25 protein-coding genes are annotated in these 24,376 nt (G+C 72.6%); 22 read left to right on the plus strand and 3 right to left on the minus strand.

The genetic code is table 11. The features are described from left to right. Position 1 precedes the first annotated feature (1 nt). Together ACNKF0_RS10250 and ACNKF0_RS10255 are read left to right on the plus strand one after the other, a co-directional pair. On the plus strand, positions 2–3,880 hold the full coding sequence (locus ACNKF0_RS10250) for a hypothetical protein (protein WP_416958070.1): 3,879 nt from the start codon (positions 2–4) through the stop codon (positions 3,878–3,880). A gap of 327 nt (positions 3,881–4,207) precedes the next feature. Then, on the plus strand, positions 4,208–4,483 hold the full coding sequence (locus tag ACNKF0_RS10255; RefSeq protein WP_299930071.1) for a Fe-S cluster assembly protein HesB: 276 nt from the start codon (positions 4,208–4,210) through the stop codon (positions 4,481–4,483). Between the two features lie 79 nt (positions 4,484–4,562). Here ACNKF0_RS10255 and ACNKF0_RS10260 read toward each other — a convergent pair whose 3' ends face one another. The 3 genes from ACNKF0_RS10260 to ACNKF0_RS10270 form a co-directional block, all read right to left on the minus strand. After that, entirely contained in the window at positions 4,563–5,450 is an 888-nt protein-coding gene (locus tag ACNKF0_RS10260; RefSeq protein WP_416958072.1) for an NAD-dependent epimerase/dehydratase family protein, read from the minus strand. A gap of 64 nt (positions 5,451–5,514) precedes the next feature. Beyond that, positions 5,515–6,828, minus strand: a complete 1,314-nt coding sequence (locus tag ACNKF0_RS10265; protein WP_416958074.1) for an RNA polymerase sigma factor — start codon at positions 6,826–6,828, stop codon at positions 5,515–5,517. Positions 6,829–6,842: 14 nt separating this feature from the next. Next, positions 6,843–7,190: a YciI family protein gene (locus ACNKF0_RS10270; protein WP_416958076.1), complete on the minus strand. Its 348-nt coding sequence runs from the start codon at positions 7,188–7,190 to the stop codon at positions 6,843–6,845. A 197-nt stretch (positions 7,191–7,387) separates the two neighbouring features. Between ACNKF0_RS10270 and ACNKF0_RS10275 the strand changes: the two genes are divergently transcribed. The 20 genes from ACNKF0_RS10275 to ACNKF0_RS10370 all read left to right on the plus strand — a co-directional run bounded on the left by ACNKF0_RS10275 (position 7,388) and on the right by ACNKF0_RS10370 (position 24,374). Next, positions 7,388–8,536: a PQQ-dependent sugar dehydrogenase gene (locus ACNKF0_RS10275; protein WP_416958078.1), complete on the plus strand. Its 1,149-nt coding sequence runs from the start codon at positions 7,388–7,390 to the stop codon at positions 8,534–8,536. A 54-nt stretch (positions 8,537–8,590) separates the two neighbouring features. Next, positions 8,591–8,980: an SdpI family protein gene (locus ACNKF0_RS10280; RefSeq protein ID WP_416958080.1), complete on the plus strand. Its 390-nt coding sequence runs from the start codon at positions 8,591–8,593 to the stop codon at positions 8,978–8,980. A gap of 112 nt (positions 8,981–9,092) precedes the next feature. Then, positions 9,093–9,542, plus strand: a complete 450-nt coding sequence (locus tag ACNKF0_RS10285) for a hypothetical protein (RefSeq protein WP_416958082.1) — start codon at positions 9,093–9,095, stop codon at positions 9,540–9,542. 5 nt (positions 9,543–9,547) lie between these two features. Continuing rightward, on the plus strand, positions 9,548–10,465 hold the full coding sequence (locus ACNKF0_RS10290) for a hypothetical protein (protein WP_416958084.1): 918 nt from the start codon (positions 9,548–9,550) through the stop codon (positions 10,463–10,465). Continuing rightward, the gene (locus ACNKF0_RS10295; protein ID WP_416958086.1) at positions 10,462–11,919 is read left to right on the plus strand and encodes a hypothetical protein; all 1,458 of its coding nucleotides are present in this window, start codon (positions 10,462–10,464) and stop codon (positions 11,917–11,919) included. Before ACNKF0_RS10290 ends, ACNKF0_RS10295 begins: the two co-directional genes overlap by 4 nt. 82 nt (positions 11,920–12,001) lie before the next feature. Further along, positions 12,002–12,916, plus strand: coding sequence for an ABC transporter ATP-binding protein (locus tag ACNKF0_RS10300; RefSeq protein ID WP_299930212.1), 915 nt, complete (start codon positions 12,002–12,004; stop codon positions 12,914–12,916). Continuing rightward, entirely contained in the window at positions 12,916–13,761 is an 846-nt protein-coding gene (locus ACNKF0_RS10305; protein WP_416958088.1) for an ABC transporter permease, read from the plus strand. The genes ACNKF0_RS10300 and ACNKF0_RS10305 overlap by 1 nt, the downstream gene beginning before the upstream one ends. 1 nt (position 13,762) lies before the next feature. Next, complete coding sequence (locus ACNKF0_RS10310) at positions 13,763–14,563, plus strand: ABC transporter permease (RefSeq protein ID WP_416958090.1); 801 nt, start codon at positions 13,763–13,765, stop codon at positions 14,561–14,563. A gap of 27 nt (positions 14,564–14,590) precedes the next feature. Then, positions 14,591–16,207 carry an AMP-binding protein gene (locus ACNKF0_RS10315; protein ID WP_416958092.1) on the plus strand — a complete coding sequence of 539 codons (1,617 nt, stop codon included), beginning with the start codon at positions 14,591–14,593 and terminating at the stop codon, positions 16,205–16,207. A 142-nt stretch (positions 16,208–16,349) separates the two neighbouring features. Next, positions 16,350–16,877, plus strand: a complete 528-nt coding sequence (locus ACNKF0_RS10320; protein ID WP_416958094.1) for a DinB family protein — start codon at positions 16,350–16,352, stop codon at positions 16,875–16,877. Then, a complete protein-coding gene (locus ACNKF0_RS10325; RefSeq protein WP_416958096.1) occupies positions 16,874–17,491 on the plus strand; it encodes a class I SAM-dependent methyltransferase in 618 nt (205 codons plus the stop codon). The genes ACNKF0_RS10320 and ACNKF0_RS10325 overlap by 4 nt, the downstream gene beginning before the upstream one ends. Beyond that, complete coding sequence (locus ACNKF0_RS10330; RefSeq protein ID WP_416958098.1) at positions 17,488–17,682, plus strand: DUF3046 domain-containing protein; 195 nt, start codon at positions 17,488–17,490, stop codon at positions 17,680–17,682. The genes ACNKF0_RS10325 and ACNKF0_RS10330 overlap by 4 nt, the downstream gene beginning before the upstream one ends. Then, entirely contained in the window at positions 17,679–18,932 is a 1,254-nt protein-coding gene (locus tag ACNKF0_RS10335; protein WP_416958100.1) for an MFS transporter, read from the plus strand. The genes ACNKF0_RS10330 and ACNKF0_RS10335 overlap by 4 nt, the downstream gene beginning before the upstream one ends. A 240-nt stretch (positions 18,933–19,172) precedes the next feature. Then, positions 19,173–20,225, plus strand: coding sequence for a recombinase RecA (gene recA, locus ACNKF0_RS10340; RefSeq protein WP_191280372.1), 1,053 nt, complete (start codon positions 19,173–19,175; stop codon positions 20,223–20,225). Beyond that, a complete protein-coding gene (locus ACNKF0_RS10345; RefSeq protein WP_416958102.1) occupies positions 20,215–20,967 on the plus strand; it encodes a regulatory protein RecX in 753 nt (250 codons plus the stop codon). The genes recA and ACNKF0_RS10345 overlap by 11 nt, the downstream gene beginning before the upstream one ends. Before the next feature lie 134 nt (positions 20,968–21,101). Continuing rightward, complete coding sequence (locus ACNKF0_RS10350) at positions 21,102–21,593, plus strand: phosphoribosyltransferase (protein ID WP_299929979.1); 492 nt, start codon at positions 21,102–21,104, stop codon at positions 21,591–21,593. Position 21,594: 1 nt separating this feature from the next. After that, positions 21,595–22,344: a GNAT family N-acetyltransferase gene (locus ACNKF0_RS10355; protein WP_416958104.1), complete on the plus strand. Its 750-nt coding sequence runs from the start codon at positions 21,595–21,597 to the stop codon at positions 22,342–22,344. Continuing rightward, the gene (locus tag ACNKF0_RS10360; protein WP_416958106.1) at positions 22,334–23,203 is read left to right on the plus strand and encodes a PPK2 family polyphosphate kinase; all 870 of its coding nucleotides are present in this window, start codon (positions 22,334–22,336) and stop codon (positions 23,201–23,203) included. The genes ACNKF0_RS10355 and ACNKF0_RS10360 overlap by 11 nt, the downstream gene beginning before the upstream one ends. Continuing rightward, the gene (locus ACNKF0_RS10365) at positions 23,200–23,991 is read left to right on the plus strand and encodes a HipA family kinase (RefSeq protein ID WP_416958109.1); all 792 of its coding nucleotides are present in this window, start codon (positions 23,200–23,202) and stop codon (positions 23,989–23,991) included. The genes ACNKF0_RS10360 and ACNKF0_RS10365 overlap by 4 nt, the downstream gene beginning before the upstream one ends. Next, positions 23,988–24,374: a DUF3037 domain-containing protein gene (locus ACNKF0_RS10370; RefSeq protein ID WP_416958111.1), complete on the plus strand. Its 387-nt coding sequence runs from the start codon at positions 23,988–23,990 to the stop codon at positions 24,372–24,374. The genes ACNKF0_RS10365 and ACNKF0_RS10370 overlap by 4 nt, the downstream gene beginning before the upstream one ends. The last annotated feature ends 2 nt before the right edge of the window (positions 24,375–24,376 follow it).

Consider the following 24,376-nt stretch of genomic DNA (forward strand, 5'->3'; position numbering starts at 1 on the left):
GATGGGCGACACCGAGATCAGCATCGAGGAGCTCGTCGCCCAGGCGATGGCGCTGAGGGAGGCCGCCGAGGTCGAGCCGTCGCCGGTCACTGCGCCTCCGGCCGCTGCGCCGCCGGCTCGGGTCGGGGGCCACGAGGAGGCAGCGGCCGTCCTCGGCTGGTTCGACCCCGACACCCTCCGCCCGACGACGAGGTCAGCCGACGGGCCCGGCCTGGACGCCCTGCTCCGATCGGTGATCCACGTCGTCGACGACCAGGGCGAGGACGCGCTGAGCATCTCCTCCAACCGCCGCGTCGCGGTGCTCCGCCACCTGCGGGAGTCGGGACGGCTGCGTCGCGCGCTGGCCGCGAACACGGCATCACCGGGTGACCGGCTCCACCAGCTGATCCGGGTCCTGGTGACGGGCGGGGTGGTCGAGATCGCGGACCAGTCGCTGCCGGACCTCCACTCGCTGGCGCTCGTGTGCGACTGGCTGCACGACGCCGGTTTCGAGGACCTGCCGGACCTGGTGCGGCTGCGTGACCGCATCGACCTGCTGACCCTGCTCGAGCCGCTCGAGCTCCTCGCCGGACCCGAGTTCGTGGGTCGGAAGGCCGAGCTCGCGGTCATCGCCGACTTCCTGGGTCGCGAGCAGACGGCGCCTGCCGGGACGAGGCGCGGTCGCAGCCGTACGGCTGCGCACCAGCAGGCGGACACCCGCCTGCTGGTGCTCTACGGGCCCGGTGGGATCGGCAAGTCGACGCTGGTCGCGAGGTTCCTGCTCGACCTCGGCGGCCGGGACACCGCCGCCGCGTCGCGGGTCCCGTTCGCCTACCTGGACTTCGACCGGCCGTCCGTGGAGGCCACCAACCAGTGCCTCATCCTCCTCATCGAGATGCTCGCGCAGATCGGCGTCGAGTTCCCCGACGCGAAGGCGAGCTGCAACCGGATCCGGGAGGACTGGGCCCGGGTGCTGGAGGTGCCGCGCGGCAAGCGGCACTTCTCGCTACCGCGCGCGGTCGACGAGCTGGTCACGATGCTCCAGCAGCTCGACCTGGCCCGACGCGGCTTCGTCCTCGTGCTCGACACCTTCGAGGTCGTGCAGTACCGCAGCAGCGAGGAGGTGGCCACGGTGCTGCGGCTGATCGACCTGCTGGTGGAGAAGCTGCCCGCCGAGGCCCGGGTGGTCGTCGCCGGACGGGCGGGGATCACCCGCACGTACGCCCAGCAGCTCGAGGTCGCGGCGCTCGACCCCGAGTCCGCGTGTGAGCTCCTCGTGAAGCTGGGCGTGGAGGACCGCAAGGTCGCCGAGCGGATCGCGCACCGCTACGGCGGCGACCCGGTGTCGCTCAAGCTGGCGGCGTCCGCCCCGGACGCGCACCGGCCGCTGTCCAGCTGGATCTCGCGCGCCACCGACTGGCTCCTGCAGCTCGACGGTGCGGTGATCCAGCGCCGGCTCTACGACCGGGTGCTGGGGCACGTGCAGGACGAGCGGGTCCGCCGCCTGGCCGGCGCCGGTCTGGTGCTGCGGCGGATCACGCCGGACATCGTGCTCAACGTGCTCGCGAGGCCGTGCGAGCTCGGCGTCGCCACGGCAGAGCAGGCGCAGGACGTGTTCGACGAGCTCGAGCGCGAGACCTCGCTGGTCACGCCCGAGTCCGACGGCGCGCTGGTCCACCGGGTGGAGCTGCGGCGGGTGATGCTGCCGCTGCTCGAGGCCGACCAGCCGGCGCTCTCGCAGACCCTGCACCGGGCCGCTGTCGCGTACTACGCCGGCCGACCTCCGGTGGCCCGCGAGAGGGCCGAGGAGATCTACCACCGCCTCAAGTCCGGCGACGACCTCGGCGTGGTCGACAGCCGGTGGATGGACGGTGTGCAACCCCACCTCGAGTCCGCCATGGACGAGCTCGACGGCAGCCGACGGGCCTTCCTCGCCTCACGGCTCGGGCTCGCCCTGGACGCGTTGGCGACGGACGCCGCGCGCCTGGAGGACTACGAGGAGATCACCGCGCGCAAGGTGCGGGCGATGCTCGACGACGACCGGCCACGCGACGCGCTCGCCGCGCTCGGGACCCGCCAGGAGCGCTCGCCGCGGAGCCCCCTGACGACCCTGACCGCCGAGGCGCTCTTCGCGGTGGGACACGTCGAGCAGGCGGTGTCCCTCCTCGCGACGACGGCCGACGACGCGCTGCTTGCAGGGGTCAACGACCAGACCTACCGGCTCGCGCGGATGCAGGCCGAGCTCGTCATCTCGGCGGGGCTGTGGGACGCGGCGGGAGGCGTGCTGAGCAGGCTCGAGCAGGTGGACGAGCTCGCGTCCGACCGGCTGGTGCGGCTGGGGTGCACGGCGCTGGGCGCCGTCCTCGCCAAGGGAGCGGGTGCCCCGGCCGCCGACCTCGCTCGCGCGGCCAGGTCCACCATGGACGACCTCGCGGACGCCGTGCTGCACGACGACCCGTCCTTGGTCCGTGCCGTGGGCAGCGTCCTGGCCGCCGACGACGTCCGGGACGTGGAGCGGATGGCACGCGTGGTCACGCTCGCCGGCATCCCGCGCCACGTCGAGGGACCGGTGCGGGTCGTGGCCGCGGAGCTGGCCACCATCGACCTGGCAGCCTCGGCGCGCGAGGAGGAGCAGCCGGGCGTGCTCGCCCGCAGGCTGCGGCTGCCGCAGGCGCGGTCGCTCACCGCCGCCTGGAGCGAGTTCCTCCTCGTGGCGGACGAGGCCTCGGTCCGGGCCGCCCTGCGAGAGGTGCTCTGCATGCCCGGGGTGGACCTGACCGGGCTGATGACCGCCCTGGCCCGGGTGATGACGACCGACCCGAGCCTCAGCCGCAAGACCGAGCGCCACGACGAGGGGGCGACGGACGACGTCGTCTCGCGCGTGCCGCTCCCGCCCGAGGTGCACGGGATGCTCGCGCAGGCATTGGTGTCCATCTTCTCTCCCGAGTCGTTGCGGTGGTTCCTCCGGATCCGCCTGCACCAGAGCCTCGACGCGCTGGTGCCGGGCACCACGACGGACTTCGAGGAGAGCGTCCGGCAGCTGGTGGACGTCCTCGAGGAGCGGGGGCTGCTGCTGGAGCTGGTGGCCCACTGCCTCGAGGTGGCCCCGGGCGACCTCCAGCTCCTGCGGACGGCCGAGGCCGTGGGCCTCGACACCCCGGTGTCCGGGATGCTCGACGACGTCGTGCAGCGGGTCGAGGCGGCAGGGCGGCCGGTCCGACCGTGGCTCCACGCGCTCGGCCAGGTCGAGGCGCAGACCTGCACCATCCACTGCGACGGCGCCGTCGCGGGTGCCGGCGTCCTCGTCGCGGCCGACCTCGTCCTCACCGCGGACGTGGTGGGCGCACGCCTCGCCGAGGCCGCCGGGCACTGCCGGTTCGATGCCAAGACGAGCCGGCGCGGAGAGCTGGTCACCCCGGGCACCTGGTACGACGTCCACGACGTGGTGGCCGCCGACAGCAGCCGCGGTGCCGGAGCCGGCTGGGCGCTGGTCCGGGTCGACGGCAGTCCGGGCGTGCAGCCCGTGGGCGGGGACGCCGTCGAGTCCTCGACCGGGACGCTGCGGGGCTGGGTCGACCTCGCGCGCCCCGACGCCGTACCCCCGTCCGAGGAGGTGCTCGTCCTCGGCCCCGGGCCCGGCAACGGCACCGGTGCCTCGGTGCGGCTGCTCGCGAGCCGCGTCCGCGCCGCGGGTCGACCCGGTCTGTCCGCCATCGACCCGCCCGATCCGGATGTCCACCCGGGAGCGGTGGTCTGCTCGTGGGAGATGGTTCCGGTCGGGCTGCTGTGCGGCGCCGCCCGCGATCGGGGAGCGGCCGACCTGGTGCTCGGGCTCGATGCCGTGCTCGCCGACCTGGCCCGGCGGGGCCTCGACCACCTCGTCAGGACGTCGCTCGCCTGACTGGGTGACCGGCGTCACGGCGGGCGTCAGGGGCTCGGGGGCGAGATGTCGGACACGTGTGGCAGATGTGGCCCCAGGAACGGCCGGGAAGGGGCGAGATGTCGGACACGTGTGGCGGATGTGGCCCCAGGAACGGCCGGAAAGGGGCGAGATGTCGGACACGTGTGGCGGATGTGGCCCGATGGGGCGCCGTATGTCGTCCGTACGCCCAGGGCCTCGACCACCTCGTCCGGACGTCGCTCGCCTGATGGGGTGCGCCCGGTTTGCGTGAGTGCCGGGTCCGCGCCATGGTGAACGGGACACATTCTCCCTACGGAAGGAGAGCCCGTGCTTGCTCTCACCGAGAACGTGACCGACATCGTCAAGAAGCTGGCCGAGGAGGTGCCGGAGATCTCGGCGCTCCGGATCGCCACCGAGTCGGACGGCGAGTCCCTGTCGGTGAGTCCTGCCGACCACGCCGAGAGCGATGACCAGGTCATCGAGCAGGATGGCGCCACGATCTACGTCGACGGACCGGCCTCGGAGTTCCTCTCCGACAAGGTGCTCGACGGCGGCGTCGACGACGACGGCAACATCCAGTTCGCGCTGGGCCAGCAGGCCTGATCGAGCGCAGCTGAACGGACTGGCGGAGTCCCGGGCCCATGGGGGTCCGGGACTCCGCTCATGTCCGGACGCTGCGGGGCTACCTGCCCAGCACGTCGCGCCACGAGTGCTGGGGGTCGAACCCGACCAGCTCACGGGCCTTGTTGATGGCGTAGAAGGTCTCGTCCCGGCCCATCTCCCGCCGCACCTCGACGCCGTCGTAGAACCGGGCGATGACCTCGTCGGTCGTCGCCGCGACGGACATGTCGGCGTTGGCGACGTTGAAGACCTCGTAGCCGAGGCCGTCGGTCGCCAGGCAGCGCTGCACCATCTGGCCGAGGTCGCGCACGTCGATGTAGGCGAAGATGTTGCGTCGCCGCAGCGCCGGGTCGTCGAGGAAGTCCGGGAACAGCTCGGCGTACTCGTGCGGCTCGATGACGTTGTTGATCCGCAGGCCGTAGACGTCGACACCGCTCCGCGCCTGGAACGAGCGCGCCGTCACCTCGTTGGCGACCTTGGACATCGCGTAGGAGTCCTCGGGGACCGTCGGGTGCTCCTCGTCGACCGGCACGTAGAGAGGCTTCCGCTCGCCCTGCGCAAAGCAGACGCCGTACGTCGTCTCCGAGGACGCGAAGATCACCTTGCGGATGCCGAGCCGGGTCGCGGCCTCCAGGACGTGGTAGGTGCTCAGCACGTTGGTGGCGTACGTCGCCGAGTCGGCCGTGCGCAGGATCGCCGGCACCGCGGCGAAGTGCACGACCGCGTCGTACGACGGCTGCTGCGGCAGATCGAGCTCGTCGAACGTCGCCAGACCGGCGAGCGCCGAGTAGACCTGGCCGGCGTCGGTGAGGTCGACCTGCAGGTCGTGGACGTCGGGGTGGTCGAGCGGCACGAGGTCGGCGTTGGTGACCTGGTGTCCCTGCTCGGCGAGGTACGGGGCGACGTGCCGGCCGGCCTTGCCGCTGCCGCCGGTGAGGAAGATGCGCATGGAGCCTTCCTACCGCAGGGCTGCAAGGTACGACGGTCGCGTGGCCGACCACCGCCCCGGCGCGTCACCCGTCCGAGTGGCGCCGGCACTCCTCGGCCCGGCGCAGCAGCACCCGGCGCTCGCCCTCGTTGCGGGTGAGGGCGGCCGCCTCGTCGAAGGCCGACGCCGCCTCGCCGTGTTGCCCGGCCCGCTCGAGCAGGTCGCCGCGCACGCTGGGCAGCAGCGGCGAGCCGCCGAGCGCAGCGGGAGCGACGGCGTCGAGCACTGCGAGCCCGGCCACGGCACCGTGGGCTCGCCCGTGGGCCACGGCCCGGTTCACCTCGACGACCGGTCCGGGCGCGGCCTGCCCGAGAACGTCGTACAACGCGGCGATGCCGGCCCAGTCGGTGTCCTCGGCCCGGGCGGCCCGCGCGTGCTGGGCGGCGATCGAGGCCTGGAGGAAGTAGCGGCCGACGGGCCGGCCGCCCGCGGCGACGTGGGAGGCGGCACGCAGTGCTGCGAGGCCGCGCCGGATCGCCAGCTGGTCCCACAGCGACCGGTCCTGCTCCTCGAGGAGCACGGGGGTGCCGTCGGGGGAGAGGCGTGCCGCAGTGCGGGAGCCCTGCAGCTCGAGCAGCGCCTGCAGGCCCAGCACCTCGGGCTCCTCGGGCGCGAGGTCGGCCAGCATGCGGGCGAGCCGGGTCGCCTCGGCGACGAGGTCGGGGCGCATCCAGTCGTCGCCCATGGTCACGGTGTAGCCCTCGTTGAAGATCAGGTAGACCACGGCCATCACGTCGTCGAGCCGCGCGGCCCGCTCCTCGCCCGTCGGCAGCTCGAGCTCGACCCGCGCGGCCGTCAGGGTCTTCTTCGCCCGCGAGATGCGCTGGCCCATCGTGGCCTCGGAGGTGAGGAAGGCACGAGCGATCTCGGCGGTGGTCAGCCCGCCGACCAGTCGCAGGGTGAGCGCCGCTCGCGACTCGGGGCTCAGCGAGGGGTGGCACGACAGGAACATCAGCCGCAGGACGTCGTCCTCGATGTGGTCGACCTGGTCGTCGAGGTCGGGCACCGGTGCCTCCTCGCCGCCGTCCCGCTCGAGGTCGTGCTCGAGCTCGGCGACCTTGCGGCGCAGCGTCTCCGCGCGCCGGAAGTGGTCGACGCCGCGACGCTTCGCCGTCGTCATCAGCCACGCCGACGGGTTGTCCGGGATCCCGGACTCCGGCCACTGCTCCAGGGCGGCCACGAGCGCGTCCTGGGCGAGGTCCTCGGCGAGGTCGACGTCGCGCGTCATCCGGGTGAGCGCGCCGACGAGGCGGGCCGACTCGGCCCGCCACGTGGCGATCACGGCCCCCGTTGGCCCCGGGAGCCCGGAGAGGTCGTCGTACGTCGTCCCTGCCGGCACCCGGCCAGCGTAGGTCAGTCGCCGGGCGCCTCAGGACCCTCGGACACCTGCCGCAGGGTCGAGACGACGGTGGCCTCGGGCCAGTGCTTGGCGTGCAGCTCGGCGAAGAGCCGCTGGTCGGCCACGGCCTCCTCGAGGCTGGCGTACTCCATCAACGACCAGCCGCCCACGACCTCCTTGCCCTCGGCGTAGGGGCCGTCGACGCGGGTCACCTCGCCCCGGCGGACGACGAAGTTGACGGCGTCCTCGGTGCCGAACAGCCCGCCCCCGTCGAGGAACGAGCCGTTGGCGGCGCGCTCCCCGATGAAGACGTCCATCGCGTCGAACAACGACTGCGGCGGCATGCCGATGTTCTCTTCCATCCTGACGAATCCCATGAAGCGCGGCATCGTGATCGTTCCTCCTGTGGTGCGGTGGGTGGGTTCTCGCACGTACGTCGAACGGGCGCGGCGCGCTTCGACATCGGTGCCGCACATTTCTTCGACGGCTCTCCTGCGCATCCTGCTCCGACCGGCGCCGTGCGTGCCACCCCCTTGCCACCCCCGCGCACCATGGAGGCATGAAGCCCCTCGCACCCGCACTCGCCGGGCTCCTGGCAGTGCTCACCACGGCCTGCTCGGGCGACACCGCGGCCTCCGGCTCGCTCGGCCCGGTGACGGGGGAGGAGGACAGTGGCTGGCCCTTCGCGGTCGAGGAGGTCGACCGGTTCGCCGAGCCGTGGGCGATGGCGTTCCTGCCCGGCACCGGTGACCTGCTGGTCACCGAGCGCAACGGGACGCTCCACCTCCGTGACGCGGACAGCGGGGAACGGACGGAGGTCGACGGCGCGCCCGAGGTGGTCGACGCCGGCCAGGGCGGGCTGGGCGACGTCGTGCCCGCGCCGTCGTACGAGGAGGACGGGCTGGTCTACCTGAGCTGGGTCGAGGCGGGCGAGGGCGGCACGGGTGCCGTCGTCGGGCGCGCGCAGCTCGACCCGAGCGGGCCGCGGCTCGACGACCTCGAGGTGCTGTGGCGACAGACCCCGAAGGTGGACGGCGACGGGCACTTCAGCCACCGCATCGCCTTCTCGCCCGACGGCGAGCACCTCTACGTCTCCTCCGGCGACCGGCAGCTCGGCGGCCCGGCCCAGGACACCACCAACACGCTCGGCACGATCGTGCGCCTCACGCCCGACGGCGAGCCGGCTCCGGGGAATCCACTGGCCGACGACGGCGGGGTGGGCGCCGAGATCTGGAGCTGGGGCCACCGCAACCCGCTCGGGCTCGAGCACGCTCCCGACGGCACGCTGTGGTCCTCGGAGATGGGGCCCGAGGGCGGCGACGAGCTCAACGTGATCGAGCCCGGGGCGAACTACGGCTGGCCCGAGGCGTCCGACGGGAGCGACTACGGCGGCGGGGAGATCCCCGACCACGCCGAGGGGGACGGGTACGCCGCCCCCGCGCGCTCGTGGAACCCCAGCATCTCGCCGGGCAGCCTGATGATCTACGACGGCGCGCTGTTCGAGGGGTGGCGGGGCGACGCCTTCCTCGGCGCCCTCTCCGGGGAGGCGCTCGTGCGCGTCGACCTCGACGGCGAGACCGCCGGCGAGGCCGAGGTCTTCGACATGGGCGCGCGGATCCGCGCGGTCGAGGAGGGCCCCGACGGGGCGATCTGGGTGCTCGAGGACGAGGGCTCGGGGCGGCTCCTCCGCCTCACGCCGACCGGGTAGCCGCGCCCGCTTCGATAGGGTCGGCGCCACACCGATCCTCGGGGGGAGATGGGTTTGGACGCGCTCCACGCGCCGCTGCTGGCCGTCGTGCTGGCCATCGCTGCGGCATCGCTGCTCCAGTACGTCATGACGCGGCTGGGCGGGACGGACGGGACGGGCCCCAACCAGCTCGTCGGCATCAGGACGAGGGCCACGCGCGCGTCCGACGAGGCGTGGCGAGCGGGCCACGAGGCGGCCCAGCCCTGGCTGCTCGCGACCGCGGTCCTCGGACCGGTCCTCGCGCTGCCGCTCGTCATCTGGCGGCTCGCCGCCGGGTCGCCGCCCTCCGCCGCCCTCACCGCGGCGGCTGTCACCGCGACGCTCGTGGTGCTCGGCCTCTTCGCCTCCGCGGTCGTCCACGCCCAGCGTTCGGCCCGGCGAGCCGAGGACGCCAGGACCCGCTGAGCCGGTCCCCACCCGGTCTGTCCACAGCCGGCGCCGACCCCGTTTGGCCGACCACGGCCGCGGGCACCTCCAGCCCAGGCGCACCTCGGCGCCGACGGGGCAGGAGACGCACATGTACGGAGACACCGCGGCGATCCGCCGGCTCGCCGACCGGATGAGCGAGCAGGGCGCAGACATCCGGCACGACGCCGACCGGCTGGTCAGCGCGTCGCAGCTGGTGCTGTGGGACGGCCGGGCGGCCGCAGCGATGCGCGAGCGGATGGCCGAGCGGGCGCTCGCGATGAGACGCACGGCCGACGACCACGACGACGCGGCCCGCGCGCTGCGGCGCCACGCCGACGAGGTCGACCGGCTGGAGGAGCGCATCCGGGAGATCGCGCGACGGGTGCGCGGACTGGTCGAGGACGCCCGCTCGCGCCTGGCAGCCCTCGCCGAGCGCGCCGTCGACCTGGTCACGCGAGGCGCCGACCCGGTCGACGAGGCGCTCGCGTCCTTCCGTCCGCCGCCCGACGGCCACCGGGACTGGCTCGACGTACCCGATCTCCTCGGCGGCGTCCGGTGAGCACGGTGACGATCGACACCGGGGGCGCCGTCGTCGCCGACGGTGAGGTGGCAACCCAGCGCGTACGCCTCTCCCGCGCGGCTGTCGACCGCCTGGCCGCCGTCGCGGCTGTCGCCTCACCGGCCGACCAACTCCTCACCTGCACCCCGGCGCCGCCGGGAGCAGGCCGGCTCGGGGGTGCCCCGGTCACGCCGCCTGCGGAGGCGACGGTGGACGACGTCCTCGAGCGTGCCGGGCTCCTCGCCGCCGGGGCACCGACTGCCGCGGCGCGTGCGGTCCTCACGACGTGGCACGCACCGAGCCTCGCCGTCGACCTCGAGGTGCTCGTCGACCTCGCCCGGGGGAGGGCCCGCGTCCGCAGCCACCACCGGTGCCTCGGCGACCGGGTGGCCTGCCTCTCCACCGCAGACGGAGCCTCCCTGGAGCTCGCCTGGTCGCCGGTCGGGCGATGGCGAGCCGAGCTGGCCCGCGCGGCCCACGTCGACCTCGACACGTTGCGGACCGCACCGGCGTTCGAGCCGACCCCCGACGTCGTCGAGACGCCGTGGGACCTGTTGCTCGCGACCGGGGAGGCCGTCCGGGCCGGCCGTCCCGACCTCGTCGACCGGATGGTGACCGACCACCCGGCCACGACGCTCGCCGGGCATCGTCCGGACCTGCTCGACGACGCCGGCCTCGACGACGTACGCCGCTGGCACGAGCAGCTCGAGAGCACGTCGCGGGGCCGGCTGCACGCAGCGCTGACGGGCCGGGGCTCCCGTGGGGGCGTGGCCGGCGTCGTCGAGTGGGTGCTGCTGCCCGACGGCTGGTGCTCGCTGACGCCCGTCATCCGGGACGGCTGGGAGATGGTGCGCCTCCAGCGCGTCGGGCCCCGCGACCTGCCGCGGGCCCTCGCCCGGCTGGCCGCGGGGCTGGCGGCATGAGCACCGGGAGCGACGGCCTGCCGCCGATCGAGTCCGTGGCGGGTGGGTCCCACGGCGTGGTCGCGGGCTACGACCAGATGCTCACGCTGGCCGCCCGCTACGACCGGCAGGCCGGCGACCTCGTCGAGATGGCCGGCCTCGGTGCCCGGGTCATGGCCGACGGCGACCTCCTCGCCTCGGCGCTGCTGGCCCCGCTGTCCTTCGCCGACGCCGAGGTGCAGGTGCTGACCGCCACGACGGGCAGCGACGGACTGACCGTCCGGGCGCTCGGCATCGAGGCCGACGCGGTCGGCGTACGAGCCGTGGTGTCAGCCTTCCGGGCGAGCGACGCCCTGGCGCGACAGCTGTCCGAGACCCTGGACGGCGCGCTGGGCCGGGTGGCGGGCCAGGCGCTGCCGAGGGCGCTGCCGGCCCTGCTCCTCGTCGGCGGCGTCACCTACGCCTGGTGGTCGACGCTCCCGGCCGAGGAGCAGGCAGTGCTCACCGACGGGCTGTCCGACGACCTGGGTCGGCTGCTCCACGACCACCCCGGGCTGGTCCAGCACGCGGTCAACGGGAGCGGCGGGCTCCTCGACGGGCTGACCGGTGGGGTGGTCACGGGTGCGGGTCTGCTCGACCCCGGTGGGGCGATCGACGGACCGACCACCAACGACGCGGCCCGGCTGATGGCGCTCCTGCTCGGCGACGACACCGACGTCCGGGTCACCGAGGTGGCCGACGCCGGTGGTGGGGCGCGCCCCCTGCGTCCCGACAGCCTGCGATCCCTCGTGGAGCAGCTGTCGGCCACCAGCGACCTCGACGCCGGTCCCGACCGCGCGGGCCTGCACGGAGCGATCCAGGTCCAGCAGGTCGGGCGCGAGCCCGACGAGCGCTACATCGTCTACCTCCCGGGCACCGACGACATGCGTCCGATCCCGGGCGGGGGCGACCTGGTGCGGGACATGGAGACCAACTACCAGCTGCTCGCCGGCACGGACAGCGGCTACGGCCGCGGCATCCAGCAGGCCATGCTCGACGCCGGTCTCGACGGCAAGGAGATGATGCTGGTCGGGCACTCCCAGGGCGGGATGGTCTCGACCTCGCTGGCCGCCGACCCCGACTTCACCCGACACTTCCACGTTCAGCACGTCGTCACGGCCGGTGCGCCGACGGCGCAGGTCGCCGAGCTGCCCGCCGGGACCCACGGGCTGCACCTGGAGAACCGCGGTGACGTCGTGCCGTTGCTCGACGGCGAGGACAACCCCGACCAGCCGCACCGCACGACGGTGCGCTTCGACGACGGTGGGCACGACGTCATCGGCAACCACGACCTGACCCACTACGCAGCCGGAGCCGCCGCGGCCGACGCGTCCCCGGACGGCTCGATCCGCGACGCGATCGACCGGATGCGCGCCGACGGCTACCTCGGGGGAGGGGCCTCGGGTCCGGTGCGCACCTGGGTGATCACCCGGTGACGCCTCCGTCGGGCCACGGCAGGCCGATCCGGTTCGCCGTTGTCACCCCCCTGATCTAGGGTCGACTCCTGTGACAGAAGCCATGATCTCGGCACGGGGACTGCGCAAGTCGTTCGGCGACTTCGAGGCCGTCAAGGGCATCGACGTGGAGGTGCGCAAGGGCGAGGCCTTCGGCTTCCTCGGCCCCAACGGCGCCGGCAAGTCGAGCACGATGCGGATGATCGCCTCGGTCAGCCCGGTGAGCGGCGGTGAGCTGCGCATCCTCGGCATGGACCCGGCCACCGACGGCCCCGCCATCCGCGGTCGGCTCGGCGTGTGCCCGCAGGAGGACACGCTCGACAACGAGCTCAACGTCTTCGACAACCTCTACATCTACGGCCGCTACTTCGGCATCGACCGCGCCACGTGCCGCGAGCGTGCGCAGGAGCTGCTCGAGTTCGCCCAGATCACCGAGAAGGCCAAGGCCAAGGTCGAGGACCTGTCAGGAGGCATGAAGCGGCGGCTCACCATCGCGCGCAGCCTGATCAACAACCCCGACCTGCTGCTGCTCGACGAGCCGACCACCGGTCTCGACCCGCAGGCCCGCCACGTCCTGTGGGACCAGCTCTTCCGGCTCAAGCAGGCCGGCGTCACCCTCGTCATCACCACCCACTACATGGACGAGGCCGAGCAGCTGTGCGACCGCCTCGTCGTGATGGACAAGGGCCGCATCGCCGCCGAGGGCTCCCCGCGCGAGCTCATCGACGCCCACTCGACCCGCGAGGTCGCCGAGCTCCGCTTCGGTGTCGGCGAGCACGAGGCGCTCGCGGAGAAGATCGAGGACCTCGGCGAGCGGGTCGAGGTGCTGCCCGACCGGCTCCTCGTCTACAGCGACCACGGCGAGGACGTGGTGACGGCCGTCCTCGACCGCGGCCTGCACCCCATCGCGACCCTGGTGCGCCGCTCCACCCTGGAGGACGTCTTCCTGCGCCTCACCGGCCGGAGCCTGGCGGACTGATGGCCACCGAGACCGGAGCCGACACGAGCCCCACCACCCGCCCGGTGCGACCCACCGGCTCCCTGTCGGCGTGGGAGGGCATGGCCCGCCAGTACGACTACTGGCTCACCGTCCTCAAGCGCACCTGGCGCGGGGGAGTGGTGAGCAGCTTCCTCACCCCGCTGCTCTACGTCGTCGCGATGGGCGTCCTGCTCGGCGGGTTCATCGAGGGCGACCCCGACCGGCTCGAGGGCGCGACGTCCTACCTCGCCTTCGTGGTCCCCGGCCTCGTCGCCTCGCACGCCATGACGATCGCGGTCAGCGAGTCGACGTACCCCGTCATGGGTGCCATCAAGTGGCACCGGACCTTCTACGCCCAGCTGGCCACGCCGCTCGCCGTGCGCGACCTGGTCAACGCCTTCGTCGGGTTCGTGATGTTCCGGGTCGCCTCGGCGTGCGCGGTCTTCATGCTCGTCATCGCGCCGTTCGGCGTCTTCACCACCTGGTGGGGACCGATCCTGGCCTGGCTGTCGCAGGTGCTGGTCGGCTTCGCCTTCGCCACCTTGGTCTTCGCCTACAGCGCACGGCTCAAGTCGGAGGAGGGGTTCGGCCTGCTGTTCCGCCTGGGCGTGATCCCGTTGACCCTATTCTCCGGGGCCTTCTTCCCGATCACGAACCTCGGCCCGGTGCTGGAGTGGATCGCCCGGCTGACCCCGCTGTGGCACGGCGTCTCGCTCTCGCGGATGTTCTGCGTCGGTCAGGTCGACTGGTCGCTCGCGGCCCTCCACGTCGTCGTGCTGGTGACCCTCACCGTCGTCGGCTGGTTCCTCGCCGTGCGCAACCTCGACCGCAGGCTGGAGGTCTGACATGGCGCTGATCCAGGAGATCCCGGCTCCGCTGACGCCCGCCGCCGCCACCAAGGTGCTGGTGCTGCGCAACTACGTCGTCTACAAGGGCGCGTGGAAGCTCTTCATCACCGGCTTCCTCGAGCCCGTCTTCTACCTCTTCTCCATCGGCATCGGCGTCGGCCAGCTGATCGACACCTTCGAGTTCCACGGCGAGGCCATCCCCTACGCCGAGTTCGTCGCCCCGGCCATGCTCGCGACGTCCGCCTTCAACGGTGCGCTCCTCGACTCGACCTACAACGTCTTCTTCAAGATGAAGTACGAGAAGCTCTACGACCAGATGCTGGCCACCCCGCTGTCGACCGGTGACATCGCACGCGGCGAGATCACCTGGGGCCTGATGCGCGGCTCGGTCTACTCCGCCGCCTTCCTCGTCGTGATGGCGCTGATGGGCCTCACCCAGTCGTGGTGGGCCGTGCTCGCCCTGCCGGCGGCCGTCCTCATCGCCTTCGCCTTCTCCGCCGTCTGCATGGCCGTCACGACGTGGATGACGTCGTGGCAGGACTTCGACAAGATCACCCTCGCCCAGATGCCCCTGTTCCTCTTCTCGGCCACGTTCTTCCCTGTCGAGGCGTTCGGCGACGGGGTGCTGCGTTGGGTCGTCGAGGCCACCCCGCTCTACCGCGGCGTGGTGCTGTGCCGCGAGCTGACCACCGGGGTGATCACCTGGGAGTCGGCGGTGTCGGTGGTCTACCTCGTCGTCATGGGCATCATCGGCCTGCTCGTCGTACGACGTCGCCTCGACAAGCTTCTGCTGACCTGAGCCCGCGCTCCGGGCTAGGTTCGGAGCATGGACTCCTACGCCCAGGGCGAGACGACGCCGGCACTGCTCGACGAGACCATCGGGGACAACCTGGCGCGCACCGTGGCGTCGTACGCCGACCGCGAGGCACTGGTCGAGCGTGCGAGCGGGCGACGCTGGACGTGGGCTGAGCTGCAGGCGGACGTCGACGCCCTCGCGCGCGGTCTGATCGGTGCCGGCATCCGGAAGGGCGACCGGGTCGGCATCTGGGGACCCAACAGCGCCGAGTGGACGCTCGTGCAGCTCGCGAGCGCGAAGGTCGGCGCGATCCTGGTCAACGTCAACCCCGCCTACCGCACCCACGAGTTCTCCTACGTCGCCAACCAGTCCGGCATGCGGCTGCTCGTCGCCGCGACGTCCTTCAAGGCGAGCGACTACCGCGCCATGATCGAGGAGACGCGCGTCGACACCCGCGCACTGGAGCGGGTCGTGCACCTCGACGACGAGGCGAGCTGGGCGGGGCTGCTCGCCGACGGCGAGGGGGTCTCCGCGGACCAGCTGGCCGAGCGGGCCGCCAGCCTGGAGCCGGGCGACCCGATCAACATCCAGTACACGTCCGGCACCACCGGCTTCCCCAAGGGTGCGACCCTGAGCCACCGCAACATCCTCAACAACGGCTACCTCGTCGGCGAGATCTGCGGCTACACCGAGGCCGACCGGGTCTGCATCCCGGTGCCCTTCTACCACTGCTTCGGCATGGTCATGGGCAACCTCGCGTGCACCACCCACGGCGCCACGATGGTCATCCCGGCGCCGGGCTTTGACCCGGCGCTGACCCTCGCGGCGGTGGCCGAGGAGCGGTGCACCTCGCTCTACGGCGTGCCGACGATGTTCATCGCCGAGTGGGCCCTGCCGGAACTCGACACCTACGACCTCTCGTCGGTGCGCACCGGGATCATGGCCGGCTCACCGTGCCCCGAGGAGATGATGAAGAAGCTCATTGCCGCGGGGATCGACGAGATGACGATCTGCTACGGCATGACCGAGACGTCGCCGGTGTCGACGCAGACCCGCACCGACGACTCGCTCGAGCGCAAGGTCGGCACCGTCGGCCGGGTCTGCCCGCACCTGGAGGTCAAGATCGTCGACCCGGTCAGCGGAGACACCGTCCCCCGCGGGGAGGCGGGGGAGTTCTGCACCCGTGGCTACTCGGTGATGCTGGGCTACTGGGACGAGCCGGAGAAGACCCGCGAGGCGATCGACGGCGACGGCTGGATGCACACCGGGGACCTCGGGGTGATGGACGACGACGGCTACGTCCGGATCACCGGCCGGATCAAGGACATGGTCATCCGCGGCGGAGAGAACATCTACCCCCGCGAGATCGAGGAGTTCCTCTACACCCACCCCGACGTCGAGGACGTGCAGGTCGTCGGCGTCCCGGACGAGAAGTACGGCGAGGAGCTGTGCGCGTGGCTGCGGATGCGTCCGGGCAGCGAGCCGCTGGACGCCGACGGCGTACGGGCCTTCGCGACAGGCAGGCTCGCCCACTACAAGATCCCGCGCTACGTCATGGTGGTCGAGGAGTTCCCGATGACCGTCACCGGCAAGGTGCGCAAGGTCGAGATGCGCGAGGTGTCGACCGCTCGCCTCGGGCTCGCCTGAGCCGACCGGTCATCGGAAGACCTCCTCGTGGAGCCGGTCCAGGGCGTCGACCGCGACGACAGCCGGCAGGTCGGCGGGAAGTGCGCGACGGATGTCCGTTCCACGCATTGTGCCCACCACGGGGACTGGTTGGATGACGGCCATGAGCATCACGCCCGACACCAAGGACTGGACGTGGGTCCTGGAGCGGCCCTGCCCGGAGTGCGGCTTCGAGTCGGCCGCGCGCGAGGTGTCCGACCTGCCCGATCTCCTCGGGACGACCACGACCGCGTGGACGCAGGTGCTCACCCGCCGCGACGTGGCCGACCGTCCGCGGCCCGGCGTCTGGTCGCCGCTGGAGTACGCCTGCCACGTGCGCGACGTGCACGTGCTCTTCGCCGAGCGGGTCCGGCTGATGCTCGCCGAGGACGTCCCCACCTTCGCGAGCTGGGACCAGGACGCCACCGCGGTCGAGCGCGACTACGGCAGCCAGGACCCCGACGCGGTCGCCGCCGAGCTGGCCGAGGCGTCCCGGGCGGTCGCGGTGCTCTACGCGTCCGTCACCGATGACTCGCGCGGCCGGCGCGGGCTGCGGTCCAACGGCGACGAGTTCACCGTGGAGAGCCTCGGTCGCTACCACCTGCACGACGTCGTCCACCACCTCCACGACGTGGGAGCCCTCCGCGGATGAAGGAGACCGTCCGGGCCTACGACCGCGACGCGCAGGCGTACGCCGCCCGCACGGCAGCGATGCCGGCCTCGGTGCGCGCCGACATGGAGCACCTCGCGACGCAGCTCGGGTCGGGCGCGCGCGTCCTGGAGATCGGCTCCGGCGGCGGGCGCGACGCTCTGCTGATGGAGGAGCTGGGTCTGGTCGTACGACGCACCGACGTCACGCCCGGCTTCGTCGCGCTGCTGCGCGGGGCGGGACACCCCTGCGACCTCCTCGACCCGCTCGTCGACGACCTCGCCTCGCCCGGCGGACCGTACGACGCCGTCTGGGCCAACGCCTCGCTGCTCCACGTCGACCGGGACGACCTGCCGACGGTGCTCACCCGGATCGCCCGCGTCACCCGGCCCGGGGGCCTGCTCCGGGCGTCGTTCAAGGAGGGCGACGGGGAGGGCTGGTCCACCCACGGGACGATCAGCGGCCCGCGGCACTTCACCTACTGGCGGGCACCCGACCTGGAGGTCGTCGCAGCGGGCGCGGGCTGGACCGACGTCGTCGTCCGCCAGGGCCTGGAGGGCGACCGGGGGGAGACCTGGCTCGAGCTGTCGGCTGCCCGTGATGGGGTGTCGGCATGAGGCACACGGAGTTCTGGACGCGGCTCGACGAGGCCCTCGGGCCGGCGTACTCCCGCAGCTGGGCCGAGCTGACGGTCGTGCGCGACCTCGACGGCCGGACGACCCAGGAGGCGCTCGACGCCGGGATGGCGCCCAAGCAGGTGTGGGCGGCCGTGCGTCGTCAGCTCGAGCTGCCGGACAGCGAGCGATGACGACGGGGGTCGCGGGGCTCACCGTCGCGGAGGTCCAGCGGCGTACGGTCCGCACCCTCGTCGTCTCCCAGGCCGTCGGCGCCGTCGGTGTCACCATCGGTGTCGCGACGGCGTCGCTGCTGGCGCGCGACATCTCCGGCAGCGAGACCATGGCCGGTCTCGCGCAGACCTTCCAGGTCCTGGGCACGGCGGCGGCGGCCTACGGGCTCGCGCGCGTGATGCGCCGCCGCGGGCGGCGGGTCGGCCTGGTCGCCGGCTACCTGATCGGAGCGACCGGGGCCGTGCTCGCCGTCGTCTCCGGCGTCGTCGACTCGATGGCGGTGCTGCTCCTCGGCGCGGTGATGCTGGGCGCCACCACGGCGGTCAACAACGGCTCGCGCTACGCCGCGACCGACCTCGCGACCGAGGAGCACCGCGCCCGCGCGCTGTCCGTCGTGGTGTGGGCCACGACCGTCGGTGCCGTCGCCGGCCCCAACCTCACGGGGGTGGGGGCGTCCGTGGCGCGTACGATGGGCGTGCCCGAGCTGACCGGAGGCTTCGCCATCGGCGCGGTGGTGCTCGTCGTCGCCGCGGGCTGGGTCTGGTGGCGGCTGCGTCCCGACCCGCTGCTCCTCGCGCAGGAGACGGCCGGCGTCACGCCAGCTACCGGTCCCGAGCCGCGCGGCCGGTCGTGGGGCCGCTTCGTGGCCGTCGTGCGCGACGTGCCCGCCGTCGGCGCCGCGGTGATCGCCATGGCCTGCGCCCACGCCGCGATGGTGACCGTCATGATCATGACGCCGCTCCACATGGAGCACGGCGGCGCGCAGCTGGAGATCATCGGCTTCGTCATCTCGGTCCACGTGCTCGGCATGTTCGCCTTCTCGCCCGTCGTCGGGTGGGCGGCCGACCGGTTCGGCCGCAGCGCCGTCCTGGTCACCGGTGGCGTCGTCCTGCTCGTCTCGCTGGCGCTGTGCGGCCTCTCGCCGCAGGGCACCTCGTGGCAGATCTTCACAGGGCTCTTCCTCCTCGGCCTCGGCTGGTCCTGTGCCACCGTCGCCGCGTCGACGGTCATCGCCGACCGCACGCCCATCGAGGCCCGCACCGACGTGCAGGGCACCTCCGACATGGCGATGGCGCTCACCGCCGCCGGGGGAGGAGCGCTCGCGGGGGTGATCGTCGGCGAGCTGGGCTACCCCGCGCTGGCGATGTTCGCCGCGCTGCTGGCCGGGGCCGTCGTCGTCGCGGGCGCGGTCACCCGCAAGCACGCCTGACCCGTCCGGACCGACCCGCGACCGGCCTGCGACCGGCCTGCGACCGATCCGCGACCGGGGGCCGACACGCCGGACGCGGAGCGCGCGTCGAACACCTGTTCGGGCTACTGTGCATCCACAGGTACGACGAGGGGCGAGGTTGTCCACAGCGTTCGACCGTCCTGATCAGGGACTGTCGGTGGCTCGCCCTAGCGTCGCAGACGTACCTCTCACGACACGACGACAAGACAGGACACAGCAATGGCTGGTGCAGACCGCGAGAAGGCCCTCGACGCCGCGCTCGCACAGGTGGAGAAGCAGTTCGGCAAGGGCTCGGTCATGCGACTGGGCGACGAGACGCGTGCGCCGCTCGAGGTGATCCCCACGGGGTCGATCGCCCTCGACGTGGCTCTCGGACTGGGCGGCCTGCCGCGCGGTCGTGTCGTGGAGATCTACGGCCCGGAGTCCTCCGGAAAGACGACGGTCGCCCTCCACGCGGTGGCCAGCGCCCAGGCGGCCGGCGGCATCGTCGCCTTCATCGACGCCGAGCACGCGCTCGACCCCGACTACGCCAAGGCCCTCGGTGTCGACACCGACGCGCTCCTGGTGTCCCAGCCCGACTCGGGTGAGCAGGCGCTCGAGATCGCCGACATGCTGATCCGCTCCGGCGCGCTGTCGCTGATCGTCATCGACTCGGTGGCCGCGCTCGTGCCCCGCGCCGAGATCGAGGGCGAGATGGGTGACAGCCACGTCGGCCTCCAGGCGCGCCTGATGAGCCAGGCGCTCCGCAAGATGACCGGTGCCCTCAACAACTCCGGCACCACCGCGATCTTCATCAACCAGCTGCGCGAGAAGATCGGCGTGATGTTCGGTTCGCCGGAGACCACGACCGGTGGTCGTGCGCTGAAGTTCTACTCCTCGGTGCGCCTCGACGTGCGTCGCATCGAGACCCTCAAGGACGGCACCGACATGGTCGGCAACCGCACCCGCGTCAAGGTCGTGAAGAACAAGGTCGCCCCGCCGTTCAAGCAGGCCGAGTTCGACATCATGTACGGCAAGGGCATCAGCCGCGAGGGTGGCCTGATCGACGTGGGTGTCGAGGCGGGCCTGATCCGCAAGGCCGGCGCCTGGTACACCTACGAGGGCGACCAGCTCGGCCAGGGCAAGGAGAACTCGCGCAACTTCCTGCGCGACAACCCCGACCTCGCCAACGAGATCGAGAAGCTCATCCTCGAGAAGCTGGGTGTGACTCCGGCCGTCGACAAGCCCAGCGACGACCTGAGCGACGAGCCCATCGGGGTCAATGACTTCTGACGAGTCGCGTCCCGCACCCGACTGGGTCGGCGACGTCGGCCTCGGGGTCCAGGCGTGGGTGGGGGACTCCCCACCCACGTCGGAGCCGTCGCCGACGGCCAGGGGTCGCGACCGACGTGGCGGCGGCCGGCAGGACGGTGCCCGGCGTGAGGGCCGCAAGGCCCGCGCGGGCGGACGTGGTCGCACCCGGACGTGGGAGGAGCGGGAGGCGGCCAGGCTGGCCCGCGAGGAGGCGGCGGCCGCGGAGGTCGAGGCCGACCCGGAGGCCGTGGCACGCAAGATCCTCCTCGACACGCTGACCGGGCAGGCCCGCTCACGCCAGGAGCTCGCCGACAAGCTGGCCAAGCGGGGGGTCCCCGACGAGCTGGCCGGGCAGCTCCTCGACCGCTTCACCGAGGTCGGCCTGATCGACGACGCCGCCTACGCCCGGCAGTGGGTGGAGAGCCGCCACCGCAGCCGCGGGCTGGCTCCCCGGGCGCTGGCGCAGGAGCTGCGTCGCAAGGGCATCGACGACGACGACGCGAAGTCGGCCCTGGAGCAGATCGACGAGGGCGACCAGCACGCGGCCGCCCGCGCGCTCGTCGACAAGAAGCTGCGCTCGATGCGCGGGCTCGACCACCAGGTGGCCACCCGGCGGCTGGCCGGCATGCTCGCCCGCAAGGGCTACGCCGCCGGCCTGGCGTTCTCCGTCGTCCGCGAGGCGCTCGGCGAGCTCGAGGACGAGTCGCACCCCGACTTCTGAGCGCCGGCCAGTCACCGTCCTGCTGCGTCATACGGATCCGCACCCATGGGTTGCGGGACGTATGACGCTCGGGATCGACATCGGCGGCGGACCGCCCTTCCCTGCCGGTGGCGTGCTCTGGTGGGATGGAGCCCGTGAGCAGCGAGCGCGAGGTCCTCACCTACGACCTCTTCGGCACGGCCACCCGCGAGCTGGCGCAGGAGGTGGCCGACTCGGGGTTCCGTCCCGACATGATCCTGGCGATCGCGCGCGGCGGGCTGGCGCTGGGGATGGGGCTGGGCTACGCCCTGGCGGTGAAGAACATCTCGGTGGTCAACGTCGAGTTCTACACCGGCGTCGACCAGCGCCTCGACGTGCCGATCATGCTGCCGCCCACGCCGGCGGCGGTCGACCTGTCGGGCCTGAAGGTGCTCGTCGCCGACGACGTGGCCGACACCGGTCGCACCCTCGAGCTCGTGCACGCGTTCTGCGAGGGGCACGTGGCCGAGGCCCGCACGGTGGTGATCTACGAGAAGCCCCAGTCGGTCATCAGGCCCGACTACTCCTGGCGCACCACCGAGCGCTGGATCGACTTCCCGTGGTCGGTGCTGCCGCCGGTGGTCGACCCGGACGCGCTCGCCCACTGACGTGCCCGGCCCCCAGGCGATGGCGGCCCGCCCCGTCGTCGTACGACACGGCGACCGGGAGCTGGCCGGCACGGTGCTGCCCGGAGAGTCGTGGGCAGCGGCCGCGGTCCGGATCGCCGCGGAGACGGACGGCGAACCGGTGGTCGACGACCTGTCGGGTGACACGCTGCGATTCGGGATCGAGCCCGACCAGCGGGTCGACCTGCGGGCGATGACGCGCGGCGACCTCCCGGCGCTGACCCGCTGGCTGCAGGAGCCGCACGTGCAACGGTGGTGGCACAACGACGGCGAGCCGACCGCGGACCGGGTGGTGGCGGCGTACGGGCCTCGGGTGGACGGCACGACGCCGACCCGCATGTGGGTGGTGGAGGTCAACGGCCGGTCGGTCGGGTTCGTCCAGGACTACCGGATCCGCGACTACCCCGGGTTCGCGCTCCTCACTTCCGACCCCGACGCGATCGGCGTCGACTACGCCATCGGGGAGCCCGGGTGGGTGGGACGCGGCCTGGGCGCCCGCGTGCTGTGGGCGTGGATGCGAGGTGCGCACCGGCGCTTCCCCGGCGCGACGTCCTACTTCGCGGCGCCCGACCACGCCAACGCGGCGTCGCTGCGGATCCTCGACAAGGCCGGGTTCACGCAGGGCACCTGGTTCGACGAGCCGCAGCGCGACGGCACCACCGCCACGGTCGTCGGCTGCACCCTCGACGTGCGCCGCGTCCTGGGCCCGGCGTCAGCGCGCCGTGCGCCATGATGTGCCCATGACGGACGACATCGCCGCCCACCTGCGCCTGCCGGCGGGACCGGTGGACCTGACCACGATCGAGGCCGACGCGGCACCCGGCTTCGACGGCGGCAAGGCCGAGGGGAACGACGCGCTCGCCGCCATGGGTGCGGAGCTGGCCGACCTGCAGGAACGGCTCTGGGCCGAGCGGACGGTCGGGTCCGAGCGCCGCGTCCTGCTCGTGCTCCAGGGCATGGACACGAGCGGCAAGGGCGGGGTCCTGCGCCACACGATCGGGCTCGTCGACCCGCAGGGCGTCCGCATCACCAGCTTCAAGGCGCCCACCGAGGAGGAGAAGCGCCATGACTTCCTCTGGCGCATCGAGAAGGCGCTGCCGGAGGCGGGCTACATCGGGGTCTTCGACCGCTCGCACTACGAGGACGTCCTCATCGCCCGGGTCCGCGGCTTCGCCGACGACGACGAGATCGAGCGCCGCTACGGCGCGATCAACGCCTTCGAGGCCCGTCTCGTCGACGAGGGGTTCTCGATCATCAAGTGCATGCTCCACATCAGCGCCGACGAGCAGAAGGCCCGGCTGGCCGAGCGGCTCGCCAACCCCGAGAAGCACTGGAAGTACAACCCCGGCGACCTCGACGAGCGCGCGTTCTGGCCCGCCTACCGCGAGGCGTACGAGGTCGCGCTCGAGCGCACCAGCACGCAGCTCGCGCCGTGGCACGTGGTGCCGTCGGGCAAGAAGTGGTTCCGCAACCTCGCCGTCGGCCAGCTCCTCCTCGACACGCTGCGCGGTCTCGACCTGCAGTGGCCCATCGCGGACTTCGACGTGGCGGCCGAGACCGAACGCCTGGCCCGGGAGGACCCGGTCCAGTGAGCTCCACCGGACTGCCCGGCGTCACGGTCACCCGCTACGTCACACCGCTCCGTGAGGGCGGCAGCCTGCCCGGGGTGGTGGAGGGTGACGACCTCGGCACCTACGTCTGCAAGTTCCGCGGGGCCGGGCAGGGCGCCAAGGTGCTGGTCGCCGAGGTGATCGTGAGTGCCCTCGCCACCCGGCTGGGCCTGCGCACCCCGCGGCTCGTGCTGCTCGACCTCGACCCCGAGCTCGCCCGCTACGAGGCCGACGAGGAGGTGCAGGACCTCCTCAACGCAAGCGTCGGCCCCAACCTCGGCATCGACTTCCTTCCCGGCTCGTTCGGTGTCGACGGACAGGTGAGCGCGGCGGACGACGAGGGCGCCCGCGTGCTGTGGCTCGACGCGTTCACCGCCAACGTCGACCGGTCCTGGCGCAACCCCAACCTGTTGATCTGGCACGGTGACCTGTGGGTGATCGACCACGGGGCGTCGCTCTACTTCCACCACGGCTGGCGCTCCGGCGTCACCGACCCGGCGAGGTTTGCCGCTCAGCCGTGGGACGTCGGCGGCCACGTCTTCGAGTCGTGCGCCGGTCGGGCGCGGGAGCTCGACGAGGAGATCGCCGCCCTGCTCGACCGTGAGGCCTTCGTGGAGGTGCTGGCCGAGGTCCCCGACGTGTGGCTCGAGCCGGTGCCCGGGGCGGACGGTGCCGACGAGCTGGGGCCGGACGCCCTGCGAGCGGCGTACGTCGACTTCCTCCTCGCGCGCCTCGGCACCCGCCAGTGGCTGCCGGAGGTGGCCCGATGACCGCCCCCCGGATGGCCTACCAGTACGTCGTGCTCCGCTGCGTCCCGCGGCCGGAGCGCGAGGAGTTCCTCAACGTCGGCGTGGTGCTGCACTGCCAGTCCGCCGACTTCCTCGACGTGGCGTGGTCGGTCGACGCAGACCGCCTGCGCGCCCTCCACCCGGGCATCGACGTCGACCAGGTGTGTGACGCCCTCGCCTTCACCGACCGGGTGTGCCGCGGGGACGAGCGAGCGGGCGAGGCCGCGCGGCAGTCGTTGGGGCAGCGGTTCGGTTTCCTCAAGGCGCCCCGCAGCACCGTGCTCCAGCCCGGCCCGGTGCACGGCGGGCTGACCGCCGACCCCGCCCGTCAGCTCGAGCACCTCCGCGAGCAGCTCGTCGGCTGACA

Origin of the sequence: Nocardioides sp. T5 (genome assembly GCF_048161455.1) — a bacterium.
GTDB lineage: Bacteria > Actinomycetota > Actinomycetes > Propionibacteriales > Nocardioidaceae > Nocardioides.